The organism is Stenotrophomonas sp. AC248 (genome assembly GCF_979258185.1).
In genome coordinates, this window is the sequence record NZ_OZ409840.1 from 177696 (window position 1) to 197508 (window position 19813).

Genomic DNA, 19813 nt, shown 5'->3' on the forward strand with positions numbered 1-19813 from the left:
CTCAGGCCTCCGCCGTCAGGCGACGCGCGGCGATCGCCAGCGACAGCCGGCACGCATCGTCGCGGCCGCTGCTGCACACCACCCGCGCCGTCGGCGCGTGCTGCGGGTGCAGGTGCTCGTCCAGCGCGTCGTCGTCGTTACTGGCCATCTCGATGTAGGGCGCCGGCAGCGCCTCCAGCGCCGTGCGCAGCGCCTGCCCATAGCGCGCCCATTGCGGCGCATCGACCGCCGTGGTGGCGATCAGCACCAGCGCCGGGCGGCTGCGTTGCGCGCGCTGCAGGCAGCGCACCAGCGCCGGCAGGGAATCGCAGTCGCGGCAGGCCACGCGGTGCCCGGCCACCCGGGCAGGCAGCGGCATGGCGTCCGGTGCCGCGCCAGGCGGCGAGTGCCGGATCATCAGGATGGTCATGCAACACCTCGTTCAAGCGCCTTGCGGCGCGGTGGTGCCACGATGCGACCGGAGCGCGTAAAACCGCCATGCCCGCGGTGCCTGCAGCGCATAAATTCCGCGTAGCTTCTAGGCCCGTGGCCGGGGAACTTGGCAGGCCCCGCCACGGTCATAGCCCCACACCCCGAGAGAGCCTGGCCATGGATATGCCCGCTACCGAACCCACCGCCGCACCCTCCAACCGCATCGTGCACTGGCTGAAGAAGGAAGCACTGCCGCTGGCCGTGATGCTGGGCCTGCTGTTGGCCGCGCGCGACTCGCTGGCCAACCATTACCAGGTGCCCAGCGGTTCGATGCAGCACACCCTGATGCCGGGCGACCGGGTCGTGGTGGACATGCGCGCCTATGGCCTGCGCCTGCCGTTCACCTCGGTGGAGCTGCTGCACACCGGCCAGCCACAGCGCGGCGACGTGGCGGTGTTCGACTCCCCCGTGGACGGCATCCGCCTGATCAAGCGAATTGCCGCGGTGGGCGGCGACCGGGTCGAGCTGCATGACGGCCACCTCAGCATCAATGGTCGGCCGCTGGCAGACGCCACCCAAGGTGAGGTCGAGGACTTCGGCCAGCACGTGGCCCAGCTCGATCTGGGCCAGGGTGGCGGGCCGGACATCACCGGCCTGACCGTGCCGGATGGCAAGGTGCTGATGCTGGGCGACCACCGCGGCAACAGCGCCGATGGCCGCTTCTTCGGGCTGGTCCAGGCCAGCGCCTTGTACGGCAAGGCCTCGCACGTCTACTACCGACGAGGGGACGGCCTGACCTGGCAGGCGCTGTAACCATGGTCGCGATCTGAATCGATATGTATAACGTCTCGATGCAGACATTCCAGGTTATGGATCGACCTGCCGACGCTGCCTATCCTGAGCGCTGACTTCTCGTCCGGGCCCGCGCAGGCGGGCTTTATCCGCATGAATGGCGACACCGCAGCGGTTCCCGACCGCAGCTCCCCAGCCCCCACGGCGGGAGCGGCAGACCAGATCCAGCAGGGCACGCCCGCGTTCCGGCGCACGGCGGCCGCGCTGTTCCTGGCCGGGTTCTCCACCTTCGGCCTGCTCTACACGGTGCAGCCGCTGCTGCCCGAGTTCAGCCGGCACTTCGGCGTCTCGGCGGCCAACAGCGCGCTGACCCTGTCGCTCAGCACCGGCCTGCTGGCGGTGTCGATGCTGATCGCCGGGCTGATCTCCGACCGCATCGGCCGCCGCGGCGTGATGGTGGCGGCGCTGTTGGTCTCCAGCGTGTTGTCGGTCGCCACCGCGATGGCCACCGACTGGTCCACCCTGCTGGTGCTGCGCACGCTGCTGGGCATCGCGCTGAGCGGCGTGCCGGCAGTGGGCATGACCTACCTGGCCGAAGAAATGGACAGCCGCGCGTTGGGTCTGGCGATGGGCCTGTACATCGGCGGCAACGCCATTGGCGGCATGAGCGGCCGGCTGATCGCGGGCATCGTGGCCGACCACTGGGGCTGGCGCTGGGGCATCGGCGTGGTCTCGTTGATCGCGCTGTTCAGCACCGTGCTGCTGTGGATCCAGCTGCCGCCGTCGCGCCATTTCCAGCAGCGCCGCAGCGGCCTGCGCGAACTGCCCGCGCGCTGGGGCCGCCTGTTCGCCGACCCCGGCCTGCCGTGGCTGTTTGCCACCGCCTTCGTGCTGATGGGCGTGTTCGTCACCCTCTACAACTACCTCGGCTACCACCTGCTCGCACCGCCGTACCGGCTGAGCCAGACCGTGGTCGGCCTGATCTTCAGCGTGTACCTGGTCGGCACCTTCAGCTCGGCATGGATGGGGCAGCAGGCCACCCGGCATGGCCGCAGCCGCGTGCTGGCCATCTGCTACGGGCTGATCGCGCTGGGCATCGTGCTGCTGGCACTGCCATGGCTGGGCTGCATGGCGGCCGGCATCGCGTTGGTCACCTTCGGTTTCTTCGGCGGGCACTCGGTGGCCAGCAGCTGGGTCGGCAGCCGGGCCGGCACGCTGCGCGCCGAAGCGTCGGCGCTGTACCTGTTCGCCTATTACCTGGGGTCCAGCGTGGCCGGCGTGATCGGCGGCGTGTTCTACACCCACTGGGACTGGCTGGGCGTGTGCGGTTTCGTCGGCGTGCTGACAGTGACCGGCGGCGTGATCGCCTGGCGGCTGGGGCAACGTGTGCAACCGGCGGGCGCCGCGCTGGCGGTGAGCCGCTGACGGCCGCGTCGTCCAGACCGCCTAGCCGGCATCCACGACGCGGCGCTCCTCCAGCAGCACAACGTCTTCGGCCAGGACGTGGAACGCCACATTCTCCGCCATGAATTGAATGCTGAAGTGGCGCAGCGACGGTGGCGTATGGGACGAGATCGACTGCCATGCCGCCAGGCTGCCTGCGACCCAGTCGGACTGGGTGAATTCGGTCAGCTCACCCAGCGTGTAGCGCCCTGATCCTGCGTCGAAGGCGAACAGCGTGCTGCCCGGAAACGGCTGTTTGATCAGCGACCGAACGCGGCTGAAGCGTATCTCGCGTGTCAGCAGCGTCATCGCCTCATCCCGCTCATCGTCCGGCGCTTCTCTCTCGTAGGCCACCTCAAGGACGACATCCAGGCCTTCGGAGCGGAAGGACACCGTCGATTCGCCATACCCGGGCAGCCACTCGTAGGGATTGAAGATGGAACGTGGTGCACCGATCAACATGGCTGTCCTTGTATGGGATGTGTCTCTTCCACTGCTTGCCCCGCCCGTGCTCAACCGTGGGCCTGGCCCTGCAGCAGCTGGGTGAAATGGGCGATCAGCGGCGAGGCGGTGCCGCGTCGGCAGGCCACGTGCACTTCCGAACTGGCGGCGCGGTCGCTGAGCGCCACGAAGCGTGCGCCGTCCACCTGGATGTGGCTGCACGAGGCGGGCAGCACGGTGACCCCGAGGCCGGAGGCGGCCAGGCTGATCAGCGTCGAGGCCTCGCCGGCCTCCTGGATGATGCGGGGGGTGAAGCCTGCGCTGCGGCACAACGCGATGAAGTGATCGTGGATCCCGGCACCGACCTCGCGCAGGAATCCTACGAACGGTTCGTGTGCGAACAATCGCAGCGCCACCGACGCGTCAGCCGGCAGCGCCCGCACCAGCGGATGCTGGTCGTGCACCACCAGCGCCAGCGGATCGCTGAACAGCTTGCGCGACATCAATGGCGCCGGCAAAGCACGTTTGCGGATCAGCCCGACGTCCAGCTCGCCGGCCATCAACGCATCGATCTGCTGCAGGGTGTTCATCTCGCGCAGCTTCAACTGCACCTGTGGAAACTGCTGGCGGTAGGCAAAGATCGCGCGCGGAATCTGCGTGGAAAGCGGCGTGGCGCGGGTCAGCCCGATGCGCAGCTCGCCGGTTTCGCCGCGCTGCGCGCGCTGGGTCAGGTCGACGGCCTTGTCCATGCGTTCGAGCACCGCCGTGGCCTGTTCCTGCAGCACGCGGCCGGCTTCGGTCAGCTCCACGCGGCGGTTCGCGCGCAGGAACAAGCGTGCGCCGAGCAGTGTTTCCAGCTGGCGGATCTGCTGGCTGAGCGGCGGCTGCGACATGCCCAGGCGTTCGGCCGCGCGGCCGAAATGCAGGGTGTCGGCGACGGCCAGGAAATAGCGCAGGTGGCGCAGTTCGATCGACATGGCAGGGCAGGCGTCAGCGCTCGGAATGACCGCTTTCATCATAGCTGCGCGGATTGAACAGGTCCGGCTGGATCAGCTCGATGAAGGCACGCGCCTGGGGCGACAGGAAACGCCCGCGGCGCACGATCACCCCGTAGCTGCGCTCGGGGAACCAGGCACTCATCGAGCGCGTCACCAGCCGGTCGCGGTCGGCATCGTTGAGGCACAGCGCCGGCACGATCGAGATGCCCATGCCCATCGCCACGTACTGCTTGATCACTTCCCAGCCGCCCACTTCCAGCGCCACGGTGTAGGGCAGGCGGTGGCGCTGGAACACCTGGTCGACCAGCCGGTAGGTGATCTGGCGCTTGGGGGGCAGTACCAGGGGGTGTTGGGAGATCGCTTCCAGACTGAGCTCGCCGCGCGCCAGCGCATGCCCGGGTGGGGCGATCAACACCTGCTCGAAGCGATAGGCCGGGGCGTAGCTGAGGTCGGCCGGCACGTCGGTCATCGAACCCACCGCCAGGTCAGCCGCGTCGCTGCGCAGCAGGTCGGTGCCGTCGGCGCTGATCGCGTTGTGCAGGGTCAGGCGCACGTCCGGGTGGCGTTGGCGGAAGCGCTCCACGATGCGCGGCAGCAGGTACAGGATGGTCGAGCTGTTGGCGGCGATGTTGAGCTCGCCGGCATCCAGGCCCTTCACCTTGTCGCGGAAGCTGGCCTCCAGCCCGTCCAGGTTCTCCACCAGCGGCAAGGCCATCTCGAACAGCAGCTGGCCCTCGCGGCTGGGCACCAGGCGGCGCCCGCTGCGCTCGAACAGATCCACGCCCAGTTCGCGCTCCAGCGCCTGCAACTGCTGGCTGATGGCCGGCTGGCTGACAAACAGTGCCTCAGCCGCCCGTGAGACAGACCCCAGGCGCACCGTCTGGCAGAACGCCCGCAGCGGCTTGAGCCGGTCAGACTTGTAGGAAAAACGGGGACTTGGCGCGGGCGGTGTGGGCATGGCGTCACGAGTATAAGCACAACTTATGTAAAGCATTGCTATAACTGTTTTGTCATATACGGTACGGCGGCGCACGGTGGGGCCTACCGCAATGCAGGAGCCCGCCATGTCCGCCGTCGCCGCTTTCGCCACTGCCCAGCCCACGCCCGCCGATGCCCCGGCCACCCCCGGGATCGCGCTGACCACCCAGCTTGCCGGCCAGTCCGCGCTGCTGCCGGCGGGGGTACTGGCCTTGCTGGTGTCGCTGCACCGCGCCGTGGAGCCCGAACGCCAGCGCCGGCTGCAGGCCCGGGTGGCCCGCCAGGCCTTCTTCGATGGCGGCGGGGTGCCGGACTTCCGCGCCGACACCGCACACATCCGCAGCGAAGACTGGCGCGTGGCACCGCTGCCGGACGCGCTGCAGGACCGCCGCGTGGAGATCACCGGGCCGACCGACCCGAAGATGGTCATCAACGCGCTGAACTCCGGTGCCAAGGTGTTCATGGCCGACTTCGAGGATTCCACCGCCCCGGCCTGGGCCAACCTGCTGGCCGGCCAGCAGGCGCTGATCGGCGCGGTGCGCGGCGACCTCACCCACACCGGCCCGTCGGTGGAGGGCAAGCCGGGCAAGCAGTACACGCTGCGCCCGTTCAACGAACAGGCGGTGCTGATCGTGCGGCCGCGTGGCTGGCACCTGGACGAAAAGCACGTGCGCATCGACGGCCAGGCCATCGCCGGCGGGCTGTTCGACGCGGCGGTGTTCGCCTTCCACAACGCCCGCACGCTGATGTGCAAGCAGCGCGGCCCGTACTTCTACCTGCCCAAGCTGCAGTCGATGGAAGAAGCGGCGCTGTGGGAAACCGCGCTGTCGCACATCGAAGGCATGCTCGGCCTGCCGCATGGCCAGATCAAGGTCACCGTGCTGATCGAGACGCTGCCGGCGGCGTTCGAGATGGATGAAATCCTGCACGCATTGCGCGACCGCATCGTCGGCCTGAACTGCGGCCGCTGGGACTACATTTTTTCCTACATCAAAACCTTCCGCCAGCACGCCGACAAGGTGCTGCCCGAGCGCGGCCAGGTGACCATGACCCAGCCGTTCCTGAAGGCCTATTCGGAACTGCTGATCCGCACCTGCCACCGCCGTGGCGCGCATGCCATGGGCGGCATGGCCGCGCAGATCCCGATCAACCACGATGCCGCCGCCAACGAACAGGCGATGGCGCGGGTGCGTGCCGACAAGCTGCGCGAAGTGACCGCCGGGCACGACGGCACCTGGGTGGCGCACCCGGCGCTGATTCCGATTGCCCAGGCGATCTTCGACGCGCACATGCCCACGCCGAACCAGCACCACGTGCTGCGCAATGACGTGCAGGTGGGCCGCGACGCACTGATCGCCGCCCCCACCGGCACCATCACCCGCGCCGGCTTCGAGGGCAATGTGGAAGTCTGCGTGCGCTACCTGGCCGCCTGGCTGGACGGCAACGGCTGCGTGCCCATCCACCACCTGATGGAAGACGCGGCCACCGCCGAAATCAGCCGCAGCCAGCTGTGGCAGTGGCTGCACACCCCCGGCCAGCACCTGGACGACGGCACCGCCATCGACCTGGCGCTGCTCGATGCCACCCTGGCGCAGCTGCCCACCCGGCTCGGCGACACCCGCGCGCTGCCCGGCAGCGCCCGCCTGCCCGAGTCCATCGCACTGCTGGCCGAACTCAGCCGCCGCGACACCCTGACCGACTTCCTGACCCTGCCAGCCTACGACCGCCTCGCCTGATTCCGCTGCCCTGCACCCCGCCAGCCGGGCAGAGCCCGGCTCTACGCCCAAACACCCCGTAGAGCGGGGCTCTGCCCCGCTGCCCGGTCCCGGCCAGACCAAACGCCCGTAGAGCGGGGCTCTGCCCCGCTGCCCTGCCCCGGCCAGCCCAAACACCCGTAGAGCGGGGCTCTGCCCCGCTGCCCGGCACCCCGCCAGCCCAAACACCCGTAGAGCGGGGCTCTGCCCCGCTGCCCTTCCCACCCCAGCCCGGCGCCGCCCGGCGTCCCGCATTCCCTTCCTGGAGAACCGACATGAGCACCCTGCAGACCGCCGAACAGATCCAGCACGCATGGAACACCGACCCGCGCTGGGCCGGGATCACCCGCAACTACACCGCCGCCGACGTGGTGCGCCTGCGCGGCACCGTGCACGTGGAGCATTCGCTGGCGCGGCTGGGTGCCGAAAAGCTGTGGACCTACCTGCAGGAAAAAGACTTCGTCAACGCACTCGGCGCGCTGACCGGCAACCAGGCCATGCAGCAGGTGAAGGCCGGCTTGAACGCCATCTACCTGTCCGGCTGGCAGGTGGCCGCCGACGCCAACCTGGCCGGCCAGATGTACCCGGACCAGTCGCTGTACCCGGCCGACTCGGTGCCGGCGGTGGTCAAGCGCATCAACAACACGCTGCTGCGTGCCGACCAGCTGCACCACGCCGAAGGCAAGGACGACATCGACTTCCTGCAGCCGATCGTGGCCGATGCCGAAGCCGGCTTCGGCGGCGTGCTCAACGCCTTCGAGCTGATGAAGGCGATGATCGAAGCCGGCGCGGCGGGCGTGCACTTTGAGGACCAGCTGGCCTCGGTGAAGAAGTGCGGGCACATGGGCGGCAAGGTGCTGGTGCCCACCCGCGAGGCCATCGAGAAGCTCAACGCCGCGCGCCTGGCCGCCGACGTGATGGGCGTGCCCACCCTGCTGGTGGCGCGTACCGATGCCGAAGCCGCCGACCTGCTGACCAGCGACGTGGATGGCAACGACCAGCCGTTCACCACCGGCGAGCGGACCGTGGAAGGCTTCTACAAGACCCGCAACGGCCTGGACCAGGCGATCAGCCGCGGCCTGGCCTACGCCCCCTACGCTGACCTGATCTGGTGTGAAACCGGCAAGCCGGACCTGGAGTTCGCCCGCCAGTTTGCCGAAGCCATCCATGCCAAGTTCCCGGGCAAGCTGCTGGCCTACAACTGCTCGCCCAGCTTCAACTGGAAGAAGAACCTGGACGACGCCACCATCGCGACCTTCCAGAAGGAAATTGCCAAGTACGGCTACAAGTTCCAGTTCATCACCCTGGCCGGGTTCCATGCCCTGAACTACTCCATGTTCAACCTGGCCCATGGCTACGCCCGCCGCCAGATGAGCGCCTTCGTGGAGCTGCAGGAGGCCGAGTTCGCCGCCGCCGACCGCGGCTTCACGGCGGTCAAGCACCAGCGCGAGGTCGGCACCGGCTACTTCGACGCGGTCACCCAGGCGATCCAGCAGGGCCAGTCCTCGACCACCGCCCTGAGCGGCTCGACCGAGGAAGAGCAGTTCAACGCCGAACGGGCAGCCTGACGATCACCAAGGGCGGCCAAGGAAGGCCGGGGCGACGGGCGGTCGGGGGACCGCCCGTCGTGTCTTTGCATATGGGGAGCTGTCCGGTGCTTGGGAATACCGTCGAATGCGGTCATGGGGAGCTTATGCACACAGAAGCGGGATCCAGCTTGGGATCTTCCTCATAGCGGTAGCTTTCAGGATTGAAGCTGAGTTTGATCCTTTGCGGCGGGTCTTCCTCGTGTCCGGACGCTGCACATCCACGCGTGGCAGTCAGATCTGGCCACGGTTCCGTGATGACGACTGGCGCGATGACATCCTTGAACTGTCCCTCAAGCACGTTGATGGCCGTGCCATCCCCGCATTGCACGAATCCAAGGTAGTGGACTACGTCGACGTCACCGTAGTTAGAGCCGAAATGCTTCACAAGTTGGTCTGGGCGACCGTCGGCATTGAGATCTGGCTTGCCAGCGCTGTAGGTTTGACCAACGGTCAGGCTGTAGATGCACTCACCATCCACTCCGGGTGGGCAAGCGCTGATCGTTTCATGGCCTTGCGGAGATGCCCTAATCACAACCAGGTCGTCAACCGCTGTATTCGCGCAACGCTCTTGCAACGTTTGCGTGTGTGCAGCAGCGAAGCATGTGCCGACTGACAGGAGAAAGGGGAGAAATGGAAAAAGTGCTCGCGCCATGGATCAAACTCCGTGGTATCGATCTGCAGACTGTTGAGCGTGTCCGCAATCCACCACGTTCATTACTACAATTGAGTGTCCGATCACGCGCTTCAGTGCGAGCCTCGATCGCCTGGACCAGACTCAAATAGTCCCCTGCACTCTGCTTCCACTGCGGAGCGTTCTCCATTGAGAACAACCTTCTTGTTTTCGTGGATGTCCCAAACGCCAAGCGTCGCCTGAGCACTGCAATCCGGGTTGCCATCGACCGCGACGTATCTTCCATCGCTTGAGATCAACGGAAATGGACCAGCCTCCTCGTCATAGAAGAAGGCGTTCTCGCGCAGCGCTGAGATAGACAGCGTGTCTATGTATGCGCCCGGCAATGAAACCAGGTTCGTAGTAGATCCAAGGTGCGCAACCACTGCCAGATATGAAGCCGGTTGAACATCAACAAGCACCATCCCGACGTACACATTGCCCGGAATACTCACATCAGCTAGTGCACCCATCTCTGCTGGAACATCGATTGGATGAAGGACTTGGTTGCCACAATGGACCAAGGTGCTCTTTGGAACGTAAGCGCCCGCGGAGACCAGGATGGCGCTGCCGTCCGATGAAAATCTGGCTGGCGTTGCACCCGTTGCGATTGTGCAAGACTGATGTGTCGTCGCATCCACCAACAAAATACTCTTGCCATCATGGGAGATGGAAATGGCTTCATTGACGCGGCCAACGTCGGTGTTTGGCAAGGCCGCTGAACACGATGTGGCGAGAGTCGAGAGGAGGCCAATCAGCAGGGAATTCATGGTATTCACAGTAGAGTGAGCTTGGCTAATCGTGTCGCGTCAAGACGTCGCTCATGTGCGATACCTCCGCCGTTGATCGCGCGAGTCACCGCCAGTGACGTCCTTCTCTCAAGCCAGCTGGCGCTGCTCGGCAAACGCGGTGATGCCGTCGAGTGCTTCGGCCACGTCGGCGAAAAGCCCCAGTCGCTCACGCGGTACTGGGTAGTGATGGCCCGGGCGGGCAGGGCCAACTGTACGTCGAAGCGGAACACCGCCTGCGGGTAGTCGCCGAAGATCTGCTCGCAGATGGTGCGGGTGTCCAGCTCCTGGAAGATCACCGCGTTGCGGCGCAGCTCCAGCAGGGCTGTCCACGACTCCAGGGTGAGCCGGTGTCGGGCCAGGCCGACGTCGCTGCCCAGCTGGGCCACCTCGGGCAACAGGCCATGCCACTGACGCAGGCGGCCGTCGGCTTGCCGCGGTTGCAGGGTCAGCGGCTGCTCCAGCCACGGGTCCATGTCCAGGAACGCATCGGTGGACAGGCAGTCGATCTCGAAGCGGGTGCTGCCGCAGACCGCTTCCTGGCCCTCGAAGCGTTCGACCACCAGGTCGGGGGCGGGCCCCTGCAACTGGATCAGGCGCGCCTGTTGGGAAGGAGCGGCAAGCGCGGCCACGGCCGCAGTGCCGGAGATATCCATATCGCGACATTCCGTAGTGCAGGAAATCGAGCCTACGGACAAGGCTCCAGCCCAGCCATCGGGGAATCCTGACCCGCCCATGCAAACGGCCTGCCAGAATCAAATACGTCAATAAAATCAAAAACATAAATCTAAATGAAGTGGCAAAATTCAGAAGGGTTTCAGCGATCGAGTACTCCGCGAACGCCCACAGACGCCCTTCCGGCGCAGACGGTTGTCACCCGGATGGTGGCCGCTGGCAGGCCGGGATCGCGTCATGAAGGAGGATGTGCCGGGCCGGCCGGAAAATTTCGGCGCCCGTGCGCTGAAATGGGATGAGGCGCACACTTTTTAGGGGTGCTATTCTCCTCGGCTCACCGGGGGAACGCTGGGAAGCGGGTGCACGGGATGACCGGCAAGGTTGCGGCGATTGTGTGCGAACAGGAACCAGGCATCGCCGAGACCGCGATGGCTGAGATCGTGCACGCCATCCTGAGCAACGCCGAGTTCGCGCTGTTCGCCGAATTCGGCAAACAGCAATGCCTGACCAAAGGTGACCTGCTGTTCCAGCGCGGTCAAGCCGGCGACACCATGTATGTGGTCGTGAGCGGCAGCATCGAGCTGGATTTCGGCGACGACCTGGTGGTGAAGTCGCTCGGCCCCAACGAATTCTTCGGCGAACTGGGCCTGTTGATCGGCGACCATCCGCGCAGCGCCGACGCGCGCGCGGTAACCGACAGCGTGGTGCTGGAACTGGGCAACGCCGATTTCCAGCGCCTGGTCGACCGTGACCCGGGCCTGGTGGCCTATTTCCTGCGCCGTACCATCATGCGCGTGGTCAGCAACGAACAGGTCCTGATCCGCCAGCTGCGGCGGCGCAACCACGACCTGGAAACCGCGCTGGACAACCTGTACGTCACCACCCACCAGCTGACCCACACCCGCGAACTGGTGCGGACCGACGAGCTCACCGGCCTGCACAACCGGCGTGGCTTGGCCCTGTACCTGCAGGACTGCCGCAACCATGCCGACGGCGCGCCGCAGGGCCTGCTGCTGATCGACTGCGACCACTTCAAGCAGGTCAACGACGAGCACGGCCACCAGGCCGGCGACAGGGTCCTGCAGAGCGTGGCCAACATCCTGCGCTCGGTGGCCACCGAAGCGGACCTGGCCTGCCGGCTGGGGGGCGACGAGTTCTGCCTGCTGCTGCGCACGGCCAACGCCGACAGCCTGCAGCACGCGGCCGAATTCATCCTAAGCGCGGTGCACGGCCTCATGGACCGCGCCCACGGCGTGCCGCACGTCTGCCCGGTCAGCATCGGGGTGCGCCTGCTGGAGTCCCACACCGACTGGAGCGAGTGGTACGCTCGCGCCGACAACGCGCTGTACCAGGCCAAGCGCCTGGGCGGCAACCGGCTGCACTGGTCGCGTGCCGCGACCGCATCACCCTGATCGGGGGAAGATCGGCATGAACGGCGACAACGGAGCGTCGACCCAGGCCCCTCAGATGCGGGCGCTGTTGTTCACCGATCTATGCGACTCGATGGTCCTGGTGGAGCGCATCGGTGACGCGGCGGCGGCTGAACTGTTCCAGCATCACGACCGATTGGTGTTGGGGTTGCAGCAACTGTGGAACGGGCATCAGATTGACCGTTCTGACGGCCTGTTTCTGTTGTTTGATCGTGCGATCGACGCATTGGGGTTCGCGCTGGATTACCAGCGGGGCCTGCAGGCGATCGGCGAGGAGCGAGGGATCGTTCTGCGTGCCCGCGCCGGATTGCATGTTGGCGAGGTCTTGACCTGGGAAAACAGCCCCGAGGCGATCAAGGCAGGCGCCAAGTCCGTGGAGGTGGAAGGCCTGGCCAAGCCCATGGCCGCGCGTCTGATGACCCTGGCCAGGCCCGGGCAGCTCCTGCTGTCGGCCGGCGCCGAGTCGTTGACCCACCGGGCCGCGGGCGAGCTGGGCGAACGGGGCACGCGCCTGGTGTGGAAATCGCATGGTCGCTGGCGATTCAAGGGCATACCGACCCGGCAGGAAGTGTTCGAGGTGGGCGAAATCGGATCGGCCCCGCTGCGAATGCCACGCGGAAACGCAAAGGCCCGCCGCGACATACCGCTCTGGCGCCAGCCGACGGCCCTTGCCGCGGAGGCGGCATTGGCGCTGGTGGTAGGCATCTGTGCCTGGATGCTGCTGCGCCCCGAACCGGCCATCGCGTTCGCCGAGCGGGACTGGGTCGTGGTGGGCAAGCTTGAGAATCTGAGCAACAACGTGATGCTCGATGACGCGCTCGACCAGGCGTTCCGGATCAGCCTGGAGCAGTCGCGTTACGTTAACGTCGTCAGTGACGACCGCATTTCTCGCATTCTGGAGATGATGCGCAAGTCGCCTGAAACCGATCCATTGGACAGAAGCAATGCCACCACCGTCGCGGTGCGATCCGGTGCGCGGCTGGTGTTGCTGCCCGTGGTGGCGACCGTCGGGGGGCGCACCCGGTTCTCCGTGGAGGTGGTGGATCCGCAGACACGACAGACGCTGGCCGTCCGGTCATCGCTGGCCAGGAAAGGCGCCGTCCTCAATGCGATCGATGACGTGTCGCGCCAGCTGCGTGATGATCTGGGCGAGGAAGTGGCCGTCATCGAACGCAACAGCCAACCCCTGCCCGAGGTCACCACGAGCAGCCTCGACGCGCTGCGCGCGTATGCACTGGGACAACGCCGTTATGCGCGGGGCGACTACAAGGGCGCGCTGGCGTTTTACCAGCAGGCAACACAGATCGACGACGCCTTCGCCCTGGCGTGGCTGGGGCAGACCCGGGCGCATTTCTCCAGCGCCGACTTCGCCAGTGCGGCCAAGGCCCTGGTGCAGGCACAGCAGCGTTCCAGCCATCTTGCCAGCCGCGAGGAAATCTACGTCCGCAACTGGGCACTGCAGATCACCGACCCGGGCCGCGCCACCGACGGTTGGGTGCGCATGGCCGAGCTCTACCCGGACTACCTGCCGGCCACTTACAACGCCGCACTCAATCTGTTCGTGGAGAACCGGTTCAACGAAGCACTTCCGCTGGCACATCGCGTCAGTGAGAGTCACGTCGACCTGCCTGCCGTGGCCCTGGATCAGTACGGACGCATCCTGCTGGCGTTGGGGCAATACGACGCAGCCGACGTTGCGGCCGGCAAGGCGGCCGCTACGGGCTGGGAGGGCGCACTGATGCGGCAGGCGACGGTGGCAGCCGCCAGGCGTGACTATCCGCGCGCGGCCGTTCTGCTTGACCGCGTCACCGCAGGGAATTTCCACGCAGATGTGTTCCGCGCCTCGGTCGCACTGGACCAGGGCGATGCGGACTCGGCGGTGCGCCTGGCCCAGCGGGGAATGACGCGTAGCGGCACAAAAACCGGTGTGGACCGTTACAACTTCTACGTGCCGCTCGCCGTGGCGCACATGCAGGCCGGTCGGCGCGCATCCGCGCTGGCGCTGTTGCGTGAAGCGTCACGAGCGCCCTTGGACGACATCGCCAACATACCGCCGGTGGATCTCATCGACCGGATCGTCACCACCCAAGCTGCCGCGCTGGTCGCCTTGAGGCTCGGCGATCGCCAGCTCGCCAAAGCGGTCCCCGAGCGCATTGCGCTGTTGAAAGGGGTGCCACCCAGCCGGTTGGTCGATGAAATGAACGCGGTGTTGGCCGCCGAGCGCCTGCGTCTCGACGGGCGACCAAAGGACGCCTTGCATCACCTTGCGCCTTACATCGGTGAGCAGTCGCGTCTGCAGGTACGGGTATCGGCGCTGCAGGCCGCCCGGGATGCCGGCGATACCCTCGGCGTCGCTCAACACGCCACCTGGCTGCGCGACAAGGCGGGACTCGCCTACGCCGAGGTGGAATGCAGCTACTGCCTGCAGGCACTCAACGTGCTGGACGTGCGCAGGATAGCGGGCGATCCCGCAACGCTGCCGCCAGCGGCAGCGCGCGGAAGGCCGTGATCGACAGGACCATCAGCGCAGTGTGCGCGGACCGCCATGGCCGTGTTCGAGCATCGGAACCGTGTACGCGGTGCCACAGGTGAGCATGGCCACGATCTGCTCCTCGGCGGCCGCGATGGCTTCCTTGTCGGCCAACTGCACGTTGGCGCAGCAGAGCGTGACGAATTCTGCCAGCGACGTTTGATCTTCCGGGACATGGCCCGCAGCGATCAGGGCCGCTTCGGTCGCGGTGGCAAACTGCTGGCGGAATGCATCATCAGTGGCCAACAGGTGAACCAGGTGCCGGGCGACGGAGGGTTCGAGCTTCAACGAGGGCATGGCGGATCCTTGGATGGTCGGGACGATGTGCTGGTTTCGGCCCAGCCCGGCACATCTTGAGGCATCTGGAGCAGTCGCCATCAAGTTGTGGGCGGATGGATCGATATGGTGGAACACGAACGGGTTGCCGAAGGGGAACAGCAGATGCAGGTCAGGCGGTGTGCGGTACTGGTGCTGGAACCACGGGAAACCATCGAGTTCCGTCTTGAAAGCCTTCTACAGGGAGGTGACGGGCTGGTACGTGACCTGGCGTGGTACGCCCTGGCACCCCACCTGGACGCGCCGGTCAGGGTCGACGGCCGCGCCCAGGCGTGGTTGGGCAGCCTGAGTCCCAGTCGCTGGCACGCACTGGAGGAAGGAAGTGCCGAGGCCATGCTGGCTGCCCCACTGCTGGCGGCCGGTCTGGTGATCGCCCAGGACCCGGCTGACCCGGTGCACGCCGCGCGTGACGCGCGGCTCCGTCAGGCCCATTGGCATCCCCTTGCTGCGGTGCTGCATGCATTCTCGCGCTGGGACGGCGTGGACGCGGTGCGGAACATGAAGGAGTCCGAGACCGAAACGGCGGTCCAGATGCGTCGCACGTTAGGTGCTCCACCCGCAGAGTGCGCCCGAATCGAGGGGAGCGGCCCACCCCAGCAACTGCCCCGGTCACCCAGCGGCCGCTTCGACGACCTGTTGGCACGGCGTGTCACCTGCCGGAACTTCGACACCGGGCAGCCGTTGCCGCTGGCGCTGTTCGCCCAGGTTCTGCAGCGGACCTTCGGCAGCACCGCGCAGCAGCGCGTCGGCGAGGATCTCGTCTTCCTCAAGAAGAACGTGCCCTCGGGGGGCGGACTGCATCCGATCGAGGCCTACCTGCTGGTACAGCATGTCGAAGGCGTCGCACCCGGGATCTACCACTACCAGAGTGACAGCCACCAGATCGCGCCGGTCGGTGCGGACGCCGTGCTGGATCGCGACTTTGTCATGGAGGCCGTGGGGCAGCAGCATTGGTTCGCCGATGCGCACGTGCTGGTGGTGCTGGCGCCCCGGTTCAATCGCACCTTCTGGAAGTATCGCCAACATGCCAAGAGCTACCGCGTGGTGGCCATGGAAGCCGGCCACCTTTCCCAGACGCTTTACCTGGCCGCGACCGATGCCGGGTTGGGCGCTTTCATTACGGGCGCCATCAACGAAAAACACCTCGAACGCGCGCTCAGGCTCGATACCATCGCCGAAGGCGTGCTCGCTGTCTGCGGCTTCGGCTGGCGTGCCGCACAGATGACCACCACCGAACTCGACCCGGCGGGGGTCATCTGGCAAGCGGCGACCTGATCGCCGCCATCGCGAGGTCAGCAGGCGGAACTCAGGCCCCGTCCGCCTCGAAATCCACCAGCACCGCCCCATCGCCCACCTGGTCCCCGGCCTTGACCCGGTAGCCCTGCACCACGCCATCGGCGGGTGCCTGCAGGGTGTGTTCCATCTTCATCGCCTCCAGCACCAGCAGCGGCGCACCGCGCTTGACCTTCGTACCCGGCGTCACCACCGTGGCGACGATGCGGCCGGGCATCGGTGCCAGCAGGCTGCCGGCATCGGCCACGGCCTGGTCGGCTTCGCTGACCGGGTCGTGCAGGGTGAAGCGCTGGGCGCCATCGCTGCCGAACAGGTACACCTCGTTGCCGTCGCGGACCACGCGGGCACGGTGCAGGGCATCGCCGGCCTGCACGCGCAGCATGTCGCCGTCGAGCGCGCCGTGGGCGAGCACCCGCGCATCCCCGACGGTCACCGACCAGGTGCCGTCGTGTTCCAGCGCGGTCACCGCCTGCGCGGTGCCGCGGTATTCAAGGCTGATCGCATGCGGGGCGCGCGCGCCCAGACGCCAGCCATCCTGCCGCTGCCACGGCGAATGCGGATCGCGTGCGTCCACGCTGGCGGGCGCCTGGCTGCCGACCGCGGCAATGGCGGCCAGCGCCCACACCGTCGGGCTGCCGCTATCGGCGCTGGGTGCCAGAGCGGCCTGCTCGCGCTCGATCAGCGCCGTATCCAGGTCCGCGTGGGCGAACGAATCGGTCATCACCAGCCGGCGCAGGAACGCCGCATTGGTGGTCACGCCCACTACTTCGCACTCGGCCAGTGCCTGCTGCATGCGGCGCAGGGCCGCGTCGCGGTCCACGTCCCACACGATCAGCTTGGCAATCATCGGGTCGTAGAACGGGGTGATCGCATCGCCCTGTTCGACACCGGCGTCCACGCGCACGTGCGCGCTGTTGGCCGGCAGGCGCAGGTGGCGCAGGGTGCCGGTGGACGGCAGGAAGCCCCGGTCGGCGTCTTCGGCGTACAGGCGCGCTTCCAGCGCATGGCCGCGGATCTGCAGCTGGTCCTGCTGCAGCGGCAGCGGTTCCCCGCTGGCCACGCGCAGCTGCCACTCCACCAGGTCGGTGCCGGTGATGCACTCGGTAACCGGGTGCTCCACCTGCAGGCGGGTGTTCATTTCCATGAAGAAGAAATCGCCGTTGGGGGCGGCAATGAACTCCACCGTGCCGGCGCCCACGTAGTTCACCGCGCGCGCCGCATCCACCGCGGCCTTGCCCATCGCGGCACGACGCTCGGCGGTCATGCCGGGCGCGGGCGCTTCTTCCAGCACCTTCTGGTGGCGGCGCTGCACCGAGCAGTCGCGCTCGAACAGGTACACCACGTTGCCGTGGCTGTCGCCGAACACCTGGATCTCGATATGGCGCGGGCGCTCGACGTACTTCTCCACCAGCACGTGCGCGTTGCCGAACGCGGCCTGCGCCTCGCGCTGGCAGCTGGCCAGGGCCTCGATGAAATCGGCGCTGTCGTCCACGCGGCGCATGCCCTTGCCACCGCCACCGGCGCTGGCCTTGATCAACACCGGGTAGGTGATCGCGTCGGCCTGGGCGCGCAGGAACGGCGGATCCTGGTCATCGCCGTGGTAGCCCGGGGTCAGCGGCACGCCGGCCTGCTGCATCAGCGCCTTGGCCGCGCTCTTGTCGCCCATCGCGCGGATCGCATCGGCCGACGGACCGATGAAGACGATGCCCGCCTCGGCACAGGCCTGGGCGAAACCGGCGTTCTCGGACAGGAACCCGTAACCGGGGTGGATCGCCTGCGCGCCGGTGCGGCGGGCGGCGTCCAGGATGGCGTCGGCGCGCAGGTAGCTCTCGCGGGCCGGCGCCGGGCCGATCGCGATGGCCTCGTCGGCCAGGCGCACGTGGCGCGCGTTGCGGTCGGCATCCGAATACACCGCCACGGTGGCGATGCCCAGGCGCTGGCAGGTAGCGATGACGCGGCAGGCGATTTCGCCGCGGTTGGCAATCAGGATCTTGGTGAACATGGGAGTCTCGTTGCGCGGGCCAATGGCGAAGAAGGGGCGGCACCCAGCGGTGCCGCACGTGCCTTACATGCGGAACACGCCGAAGTCGGTTTTCCGTGCCGGTGCGTTGAGGCTGGCCGACAACGCCAGGCCCAGCACGCGGCGGGTGTCGGCCGGATCGATCACGCCGTCGTCCCACAACCGCGCGCTGGCGTAGTAGGGATGGCCCTGCTGTTCGAACTGGTCGCGGATGGGCGCCTTGAAGCCGTCCTCTTCCTCGGCCGACCACTGCCCGCCCTTGGCCTCGATGCCGTCGCGCTTGACCGTGGCCAGCACGCTGGCAGCCTGCTCGCCGCCCATCACGCCGATGCGCGCGTTCGGCCACATCCACAGGAAGTTGGGCGAATAGGCGCGGCCGCACATGCCGTAGTTGCCGGCGCCGAACGAACCGCCGATGACCACGGTGAACTTGGGCACCTTGGCGCAGGCCACCGCCATCACCAGCTTGGCCCCGTCCTTGGCGATGCCGCCGTGTTCGTACTTGCGGCCCACCATGAACCCGGTGATGTTCTGCAGGAACACCAGCGGAATGCCGCGCTGGGTGCACAGTTCGATGAAGTGCGCGCCCTTCAGCGCGGACTCGGAGAAGAGGATGCCGTTGTTGGCGATGATGCCCACCGGATAGCCATGCAGGTGCGCGAAGCCGGTCACCAGGGTGTTGCCGTAGCGCGGCTTGAACTCGTCAAAGCGCGAGTCGTCGACGAGGCGCATGATCACTTCGCGCACGTCGTACGGCTTGCGCGTGTCGGCGGGGATCACGCCATACAACTCGTTGGCCGGGTAGCGCGGTTCCACCGCGGCCTGCACGGCCAGGGCCGGCTCGGGCTTGCGCCAGTTGAGCTGGGCGATGATCGCGCGGACCCGGGCCAGCGCCTGCAGGTCGTTGTCGGCCATGTGGTCGGCCACGCCGGAGATGCGCGTGTGCACGTCGGCACCGCCCAGTTCTTCGGCTGTCACCACTTCGCCGGTGGCTGCCTTCACCAGTGGCGGACCGCCGAGGAAGATGGTGCCCTGCTCACGCACGATCACCGTTTCATCGCTCATCGCCGGCACATACGCACCGCCGGCGGTGCAGCTGCCCATCACGCAGGCGATCTGCGGGATGCCCTGTGCGGACAGGTTGGCCTGGTTGTAGAAGATCCGGCCGAAATGGTCGCGGTCCGGGAACACCTCGTCCTGCAGTGGCAGGAACGCGCCGCCCGAATCCACCAGGTAGATGCAGGGCAGGCGGTTCTGCTCGGCCACTTCCTGCGCGCGCAGGTGCTTCTTGACCGTCATCGGGTAGTAGGTGCCGCCCTTGACGGTAGCGTCGTTGGCCACGATCACGCACTCCACGCCCGACACCCGGCCGATGCCGGCCACCACGCCCGCGCTGGGGATGGGGTCGCCGTACATGCCGTGTGCGGCCAGCGGCGCGATCTCCAGGAATGCACTGCCCGCATCGAGCAGCGCATCGATGCGATCGCGCACCAACAGCTTGCCGCGTGCGGTGTGCTTGGCACGGGCCGCTTCGCTGCCGCCCAGCGCGGTCTGCGCCAGGGTGGCGCGCAGGTCATCGACCACCGCCTGCAGGGCAGTGCGGTTGGCCTCGAAAACATCACTGCCCGGTTGCAGCTGGCTGCTCAATACGCTCATGGCCTTCCC

17 protein-coding genes are annotated in these 19813 nt (G+C 67.0%); 7 read left to right on the top strand and 10 right to left on the bottom strand.

Going from position 1 to position 19813, the window contains the following annotated elements; genetic code table 11:
• Position 1 precedes the first annotated feature (1 nt).
• The gene (locus tag ACZ0AE_RS00765; protein WP_137191325.1) at positions 2–409 is read right to left on the bottom strand and encodes a hypothetical protein; all 408 of its coding nucleotides are present in this window, start codon (positions 407–409) and stop codon (positions 2–4) included.
• 185 nt (positions 410–594) lie between these two features.
• Between ACZ0AE_RS00765 and lepB the strand changes: the two genes are divergently transcribed.
• The gene (gene lepB, locus ACZ0AE_RS00770) at positions 595–1224 is read left to right on the top strand and encodes a signal peptidase I (protein WP_425533053.1); all 630 of its coding nucleotides are present in this window, start codon (positions 595–597) and stop codon (positions 1222–1224) included.
• 132 nt (positions 1225–1356) lie between these two features.
• On the top strand, positions 1357–2628 hold the full coding sequence (locus ACZ0AE_RS00775; RefSeq protein WP_463600153.1) for an MFS transporter: 1272 nt from the start codon (positions 1357–1359) through the stop codon (positions 2626–2628).
• A 21-nt stretch (positions 2629–2649) separates the two neighbouring features.
• Here ACZ0AE_RS00775 and ACZ0AE_RS00780 read toward each other — a convergent pair whose 3' ends face one another.
• The 3 genes from ACZ0AE_RS00780 to ACZ0AE_RS00790 are packed head-to-tail and all read right to left on the bottom strand — an operon-like array spanning position 2650 to position 5043.
• Entirely contained in the window at positions 2650–3108 is a 459-nt protein-coding gene (locus tag ACZ0AE_RS00780; RefSeq protein ID WP_463600154.1) for a hypothetical protein, read from the bottom strand.
• Positions 3109–3158: 50 nt separating this feature from the next.
• On the bottom strand, positions 3159–4064 hold the full coding sequence (locus ACZ0AE_RS00785) for a LysR substrate-binding domain-containing protein (protein WP_038691181.1): 906 nt from the start codon (positions 4062–4064) through the stop codon (positions 3159–3161).
• A 13-nt stretch (positions 4065–4077) separates the two neighbouring features.
• A complete protein-coding gene (locus ACZ0AE_RS00790; RefSeq protein ID WP_463600155.1) occupies positions 4078–5043 on the bottom strand; it encodes a LysR family transcriptional regulator in 966 nt (321 codons plus the stop codon).
• A 106-nt stretch (positions 5044–5149) separates the two neighbouring features.
• Between ACZ0AE_RS00790 and aceB the strand changes: the two genes are divergently transcribed.
• Together aceB and aceA are read left to right on the top strand one after the other, a co-directional pair.
• The gene (gene aceB, locus ACZ0AE_RS00795; protein WP_038691177.1) at positions 5150–6799 is read left to right on the top strand and encodes a malate synthase A; all 1650 of its coding nucleotides are present in this window, start codon (positions 5150–5152) and stop codon (positions 6797–6799) included.
• A gap of 293 nt (positions 6800–7092) precedes the next feature.
• Positions 7093–8385, top strand: coding sequence for an isocitrate lyase (aceA, locus tag ACZ0AE_RS00800; protein ID WP_137191320.1), 1293 nt, complete (start codon positions 7093–7095; stop codon positions 8383–8385).
• A gap of 112 nt (positions 8386–8497) precedes the next feature.
• Here the strand turns inward: aceA and ACZ0AE_RS00805 are convergent, their stop codons facing one another.
• The 3 genes from ACZ0AE_RS00805 to ACZ0AE_RS00815 all read right to left on the bottom strand — a co-directional run bounded on the left by ACZ0AE_RS00805 (position 8498) and on the right by ACZ0AE_RS00815 (position 10520).
• Positions 8498–9058 (bottom strand): hypothetical protein, encoded by a 561-nt coding sequence (locus ACZ0AE_RS00805; RefSeq protein WP_463600156.1) that lies wholly within the window; start codon positions 9056–9058, stop codon positions 8498–8500.
• A gap of 92 nt (positions 9059–9150) precedes the next feature.
• Positions 9151–9846: a hypothetical protein gene (locus tag ACZ0AE_RS00810; RefSeq protein WP_463600157.1), complete on the bottom strand. Its 696-nt coding sequence runs from the start codon at positions 9844–9846 to the stop codon at positions 9151–9153.
• Between the two features lie 5 nt (positions 9847–9851).
• Positions 9852–10520: a contractile injection system protein, VgrG/Pvc8 family gene (locus ACZ0AE_RS00815; RefSeq protein ID WP_463600158.1), complete on the bottom strand. Its 669-nt coding sequence runs from the start codon at positions 10518–10520 to the stop codon at positions 9852–9854.
• 387 nt (positions 10521–10907) lie between these two features.
• Here ACZ0AE_RS00815 and ACZ0AE_RS00820 point away from each other — a divergent pair, with 387 nt between their 5' ends.
• Together ACZ0AE_RS00820 and ACZ0AE_RS00825 are read left to right on the top strand one after the other, a co-directional pair.
• Positions 10908–11951, top strand: a complete 1044-nt coding sequence (locus ACZ0AE_RS00820; RefSeq protein WP_448132734.1) for a GGDEF domain-containing protein — start codon at positions 10908–10910, stop codon at positions 11949–11951.
• A 16-nt stretch (positions 11952–11967) separates the two neighbouring features.
• On the top strand, positions 11968–14478 hold the full coding sequence (locus ACZ0AE_RS00825) for a putative peptide modification system cyclase (protein WP_448132735.1): 2511 nt from the start codon (positions 11968–11970) through the stop codon (positions 14476–14478).
• Between the two features lie 12 nt (positions 14479–14490).
• Here ACZ0AE_RS00825 and ACZ0AE_RS00830 read toward each other — a convergent pair whose 3' ends face one another.
• Entirely contained in the window at positions 14491–14796 is a 306-nt protein-coding gene (locus ACZ0AE_RS00830; RefSeq protein WP_159498909.1) for an NHLP-related RiPP peptide, read from the bottom strand.
• A gap of 144 nt (positions 14797–14940) precedes the next feature.
• On the opposite strand from ACZ0AE_RS00830, the gene ACZ0AE_RS00835 reads away from it, so the two are divergent.
• Positions 14941–16110 carry a putative peptide maturation dehydrogenase gene (locus tag ACZ0AE_RS00835; RefSeq protein WP_448134802.1) on the top strand — a complete coding sequence of 390 codons (1170 nt, stop codon included), beginning with the start codon at positions 14941–14943 and terminating at the stop codon, positions 16108–16110.
• A 31-nt stretch (positions 16111–16141) separates the two neighbouring features.
• Here ACZ0AE_RS00835 and ACZ0AE_RS00840 read toward each other — a convergent pair whose 3' ends face one another.
• Together ACZ0AE_RS00840 and ACZ0AE_RS00845 are read right to left on the bottom strand one after the other, a co-directional pair.
• Positions 16142–18130 carry an acetyl/propionyl/methylcrotonyl-CoA carboxylase subunit alpha gene (locus ACZ0AE_RS00840; RefSeq protein WP_463600159.1) on the bottom strand — a complete coding sequence of 663 codons (1989 nt, stop codon included), beginning with the start codon at positions 18128–18130 and terminating at the stop codon, positions 16142–16144.
• Between the two features lie 63 nt (positions 18131–18193).
• A complete protein-coding gene (locus tag ACZ0AE_RS00845) occupies positions 18194–19804 on the bottom strand; it encodes a carboxyl transferase domain-containing protein (RefSeq protein WP_038691167.1) in 1611 nt (536 codons plus the stop codon).
• Positions 19805–19813: the final 9 nt, after the last annotated feature.

Bases quoted from the DNA above. Each gene is read 5' to 3' on its own strand.
- ACZ0AE_RS00765 (WP_137191325.1), bottom strand. From the start codon at position 409: ATGACCATCCTGATGATCCGGCACTCGCCGCCTGGCGCGGCACCGGAC.
- lepB (WP_425533053.1), top strand. From the start codon at position 595: ATGCCCGCTACCGAACCCACCGCCGCACCCTCCAACCGCATCGTGCAC.
- ACZ0AE_RS00775 (WP_463600153.1), top strand. From the start codon at position 1,357: ATGAATGGCGACACCGCAGCGGTTCCCGACCGCAGCTCCCCAGCCCCC.
- ACZ0AE_RS00780 (WP_463600154.1), bottom strand. From the start codon at position 3,108: ATGTTGATCGGTGCACCACGTTCCATCTTCAATCCCTACGAGTGGCTG.
- ACZ0AE_RS00785 (WP_038691181.1), bottom strand. From the start codon at position 4,064: ATGTCGATCGAACTGCGCCACCTGCGCTATTTCCTGGCCGTCGCCGAC.
- ACZ0AE_RS00790 (WP_463600155.1), bottom strand. From the start codon at position 5,043: ATGCCCACACCGCCCGCGCCAAGTCCCCGTTTTTCCTACAAGTCTGAC.
- aceB (WP_038691177.1), top strand. From the start codon at position 5,150: ATGTCCGCCGTCGCCGCTTTCGCCACTGCCCAGCCCACGCCCGCCGAT.
- aceA (WP_137191320.1), top strand. From the start codon at position 7,093: ATGAGCACCCTGCAGACCGCCGAACAGATCCAGCACGCATGGAACACC.
- ACZ0AE_RS00805 (WP_463600156.1), bottom strand. From the start codon at position 9,058: ATGGCGCGAGCACTTTTTCCATTTCTCCCCTTTCTCCTGTCAGTCGGC.
- ACZ0AE_RS00810 (WP_463600157.1), bottom strand. From the start codon at position 9,846: ATGAATTCCCTGCTGATTGGCCTCCTCTCGACTCTCGCCACATCGTGT.
- ACZ0AE_RS00815 (WP_463600158.1), bottom strand. From the start codon at position 10,520: ATGGATATCTCCGGCACTGCGGCCGTGGCCGCGCTTGCCGCTCCTTCC.
- ACZ0AE_RS00820 (WP_448132734.1), top strand. From the start codon at position 10,908: ATGACCGGCAAGGTTGCGGCGATTGTGTGCGAACAGGAACCAGGCATC.
- ACZ0AE_RS00825 (WP_448132735.1), top strand. From the start codon at position 11,968: ATGAACGGCGACAACGGAGCGTCGACCCAGGCCCCTCAGATGCGGGCG.
- ACZ0AE_RS00830 (WP_159498909.1), bottom strand. From the start codon at position 14,796: ATGCCCTCGTTGAAGCTCGAACCCTCCGTCGCCCGGCACCTGGTTCAC.
- ACZ0AE_RS00835 (WP_448134802.1), top strand. From the start codon at position 14,941: ATGCAGGTCAGGCGGTGTGCGGTACTGGTGCTGGAACCACGGGAAACC.
- ACZ0AE_RS00840 (WP_463600159.1), bottom strand. From the start codon at position 18,130: ATGTTCACCAAGATCCTGATTGCCAACCGCGGCGAAATCGCCTGCCGC.
- ACZ0AE_RS00845 (WP_038691167.1), bottom strand. From the start codon at position 19,804: ATGAGCGTATTGAGCAGCCAGCTGCAACCGGGCAGTGATGTTTTCGAG.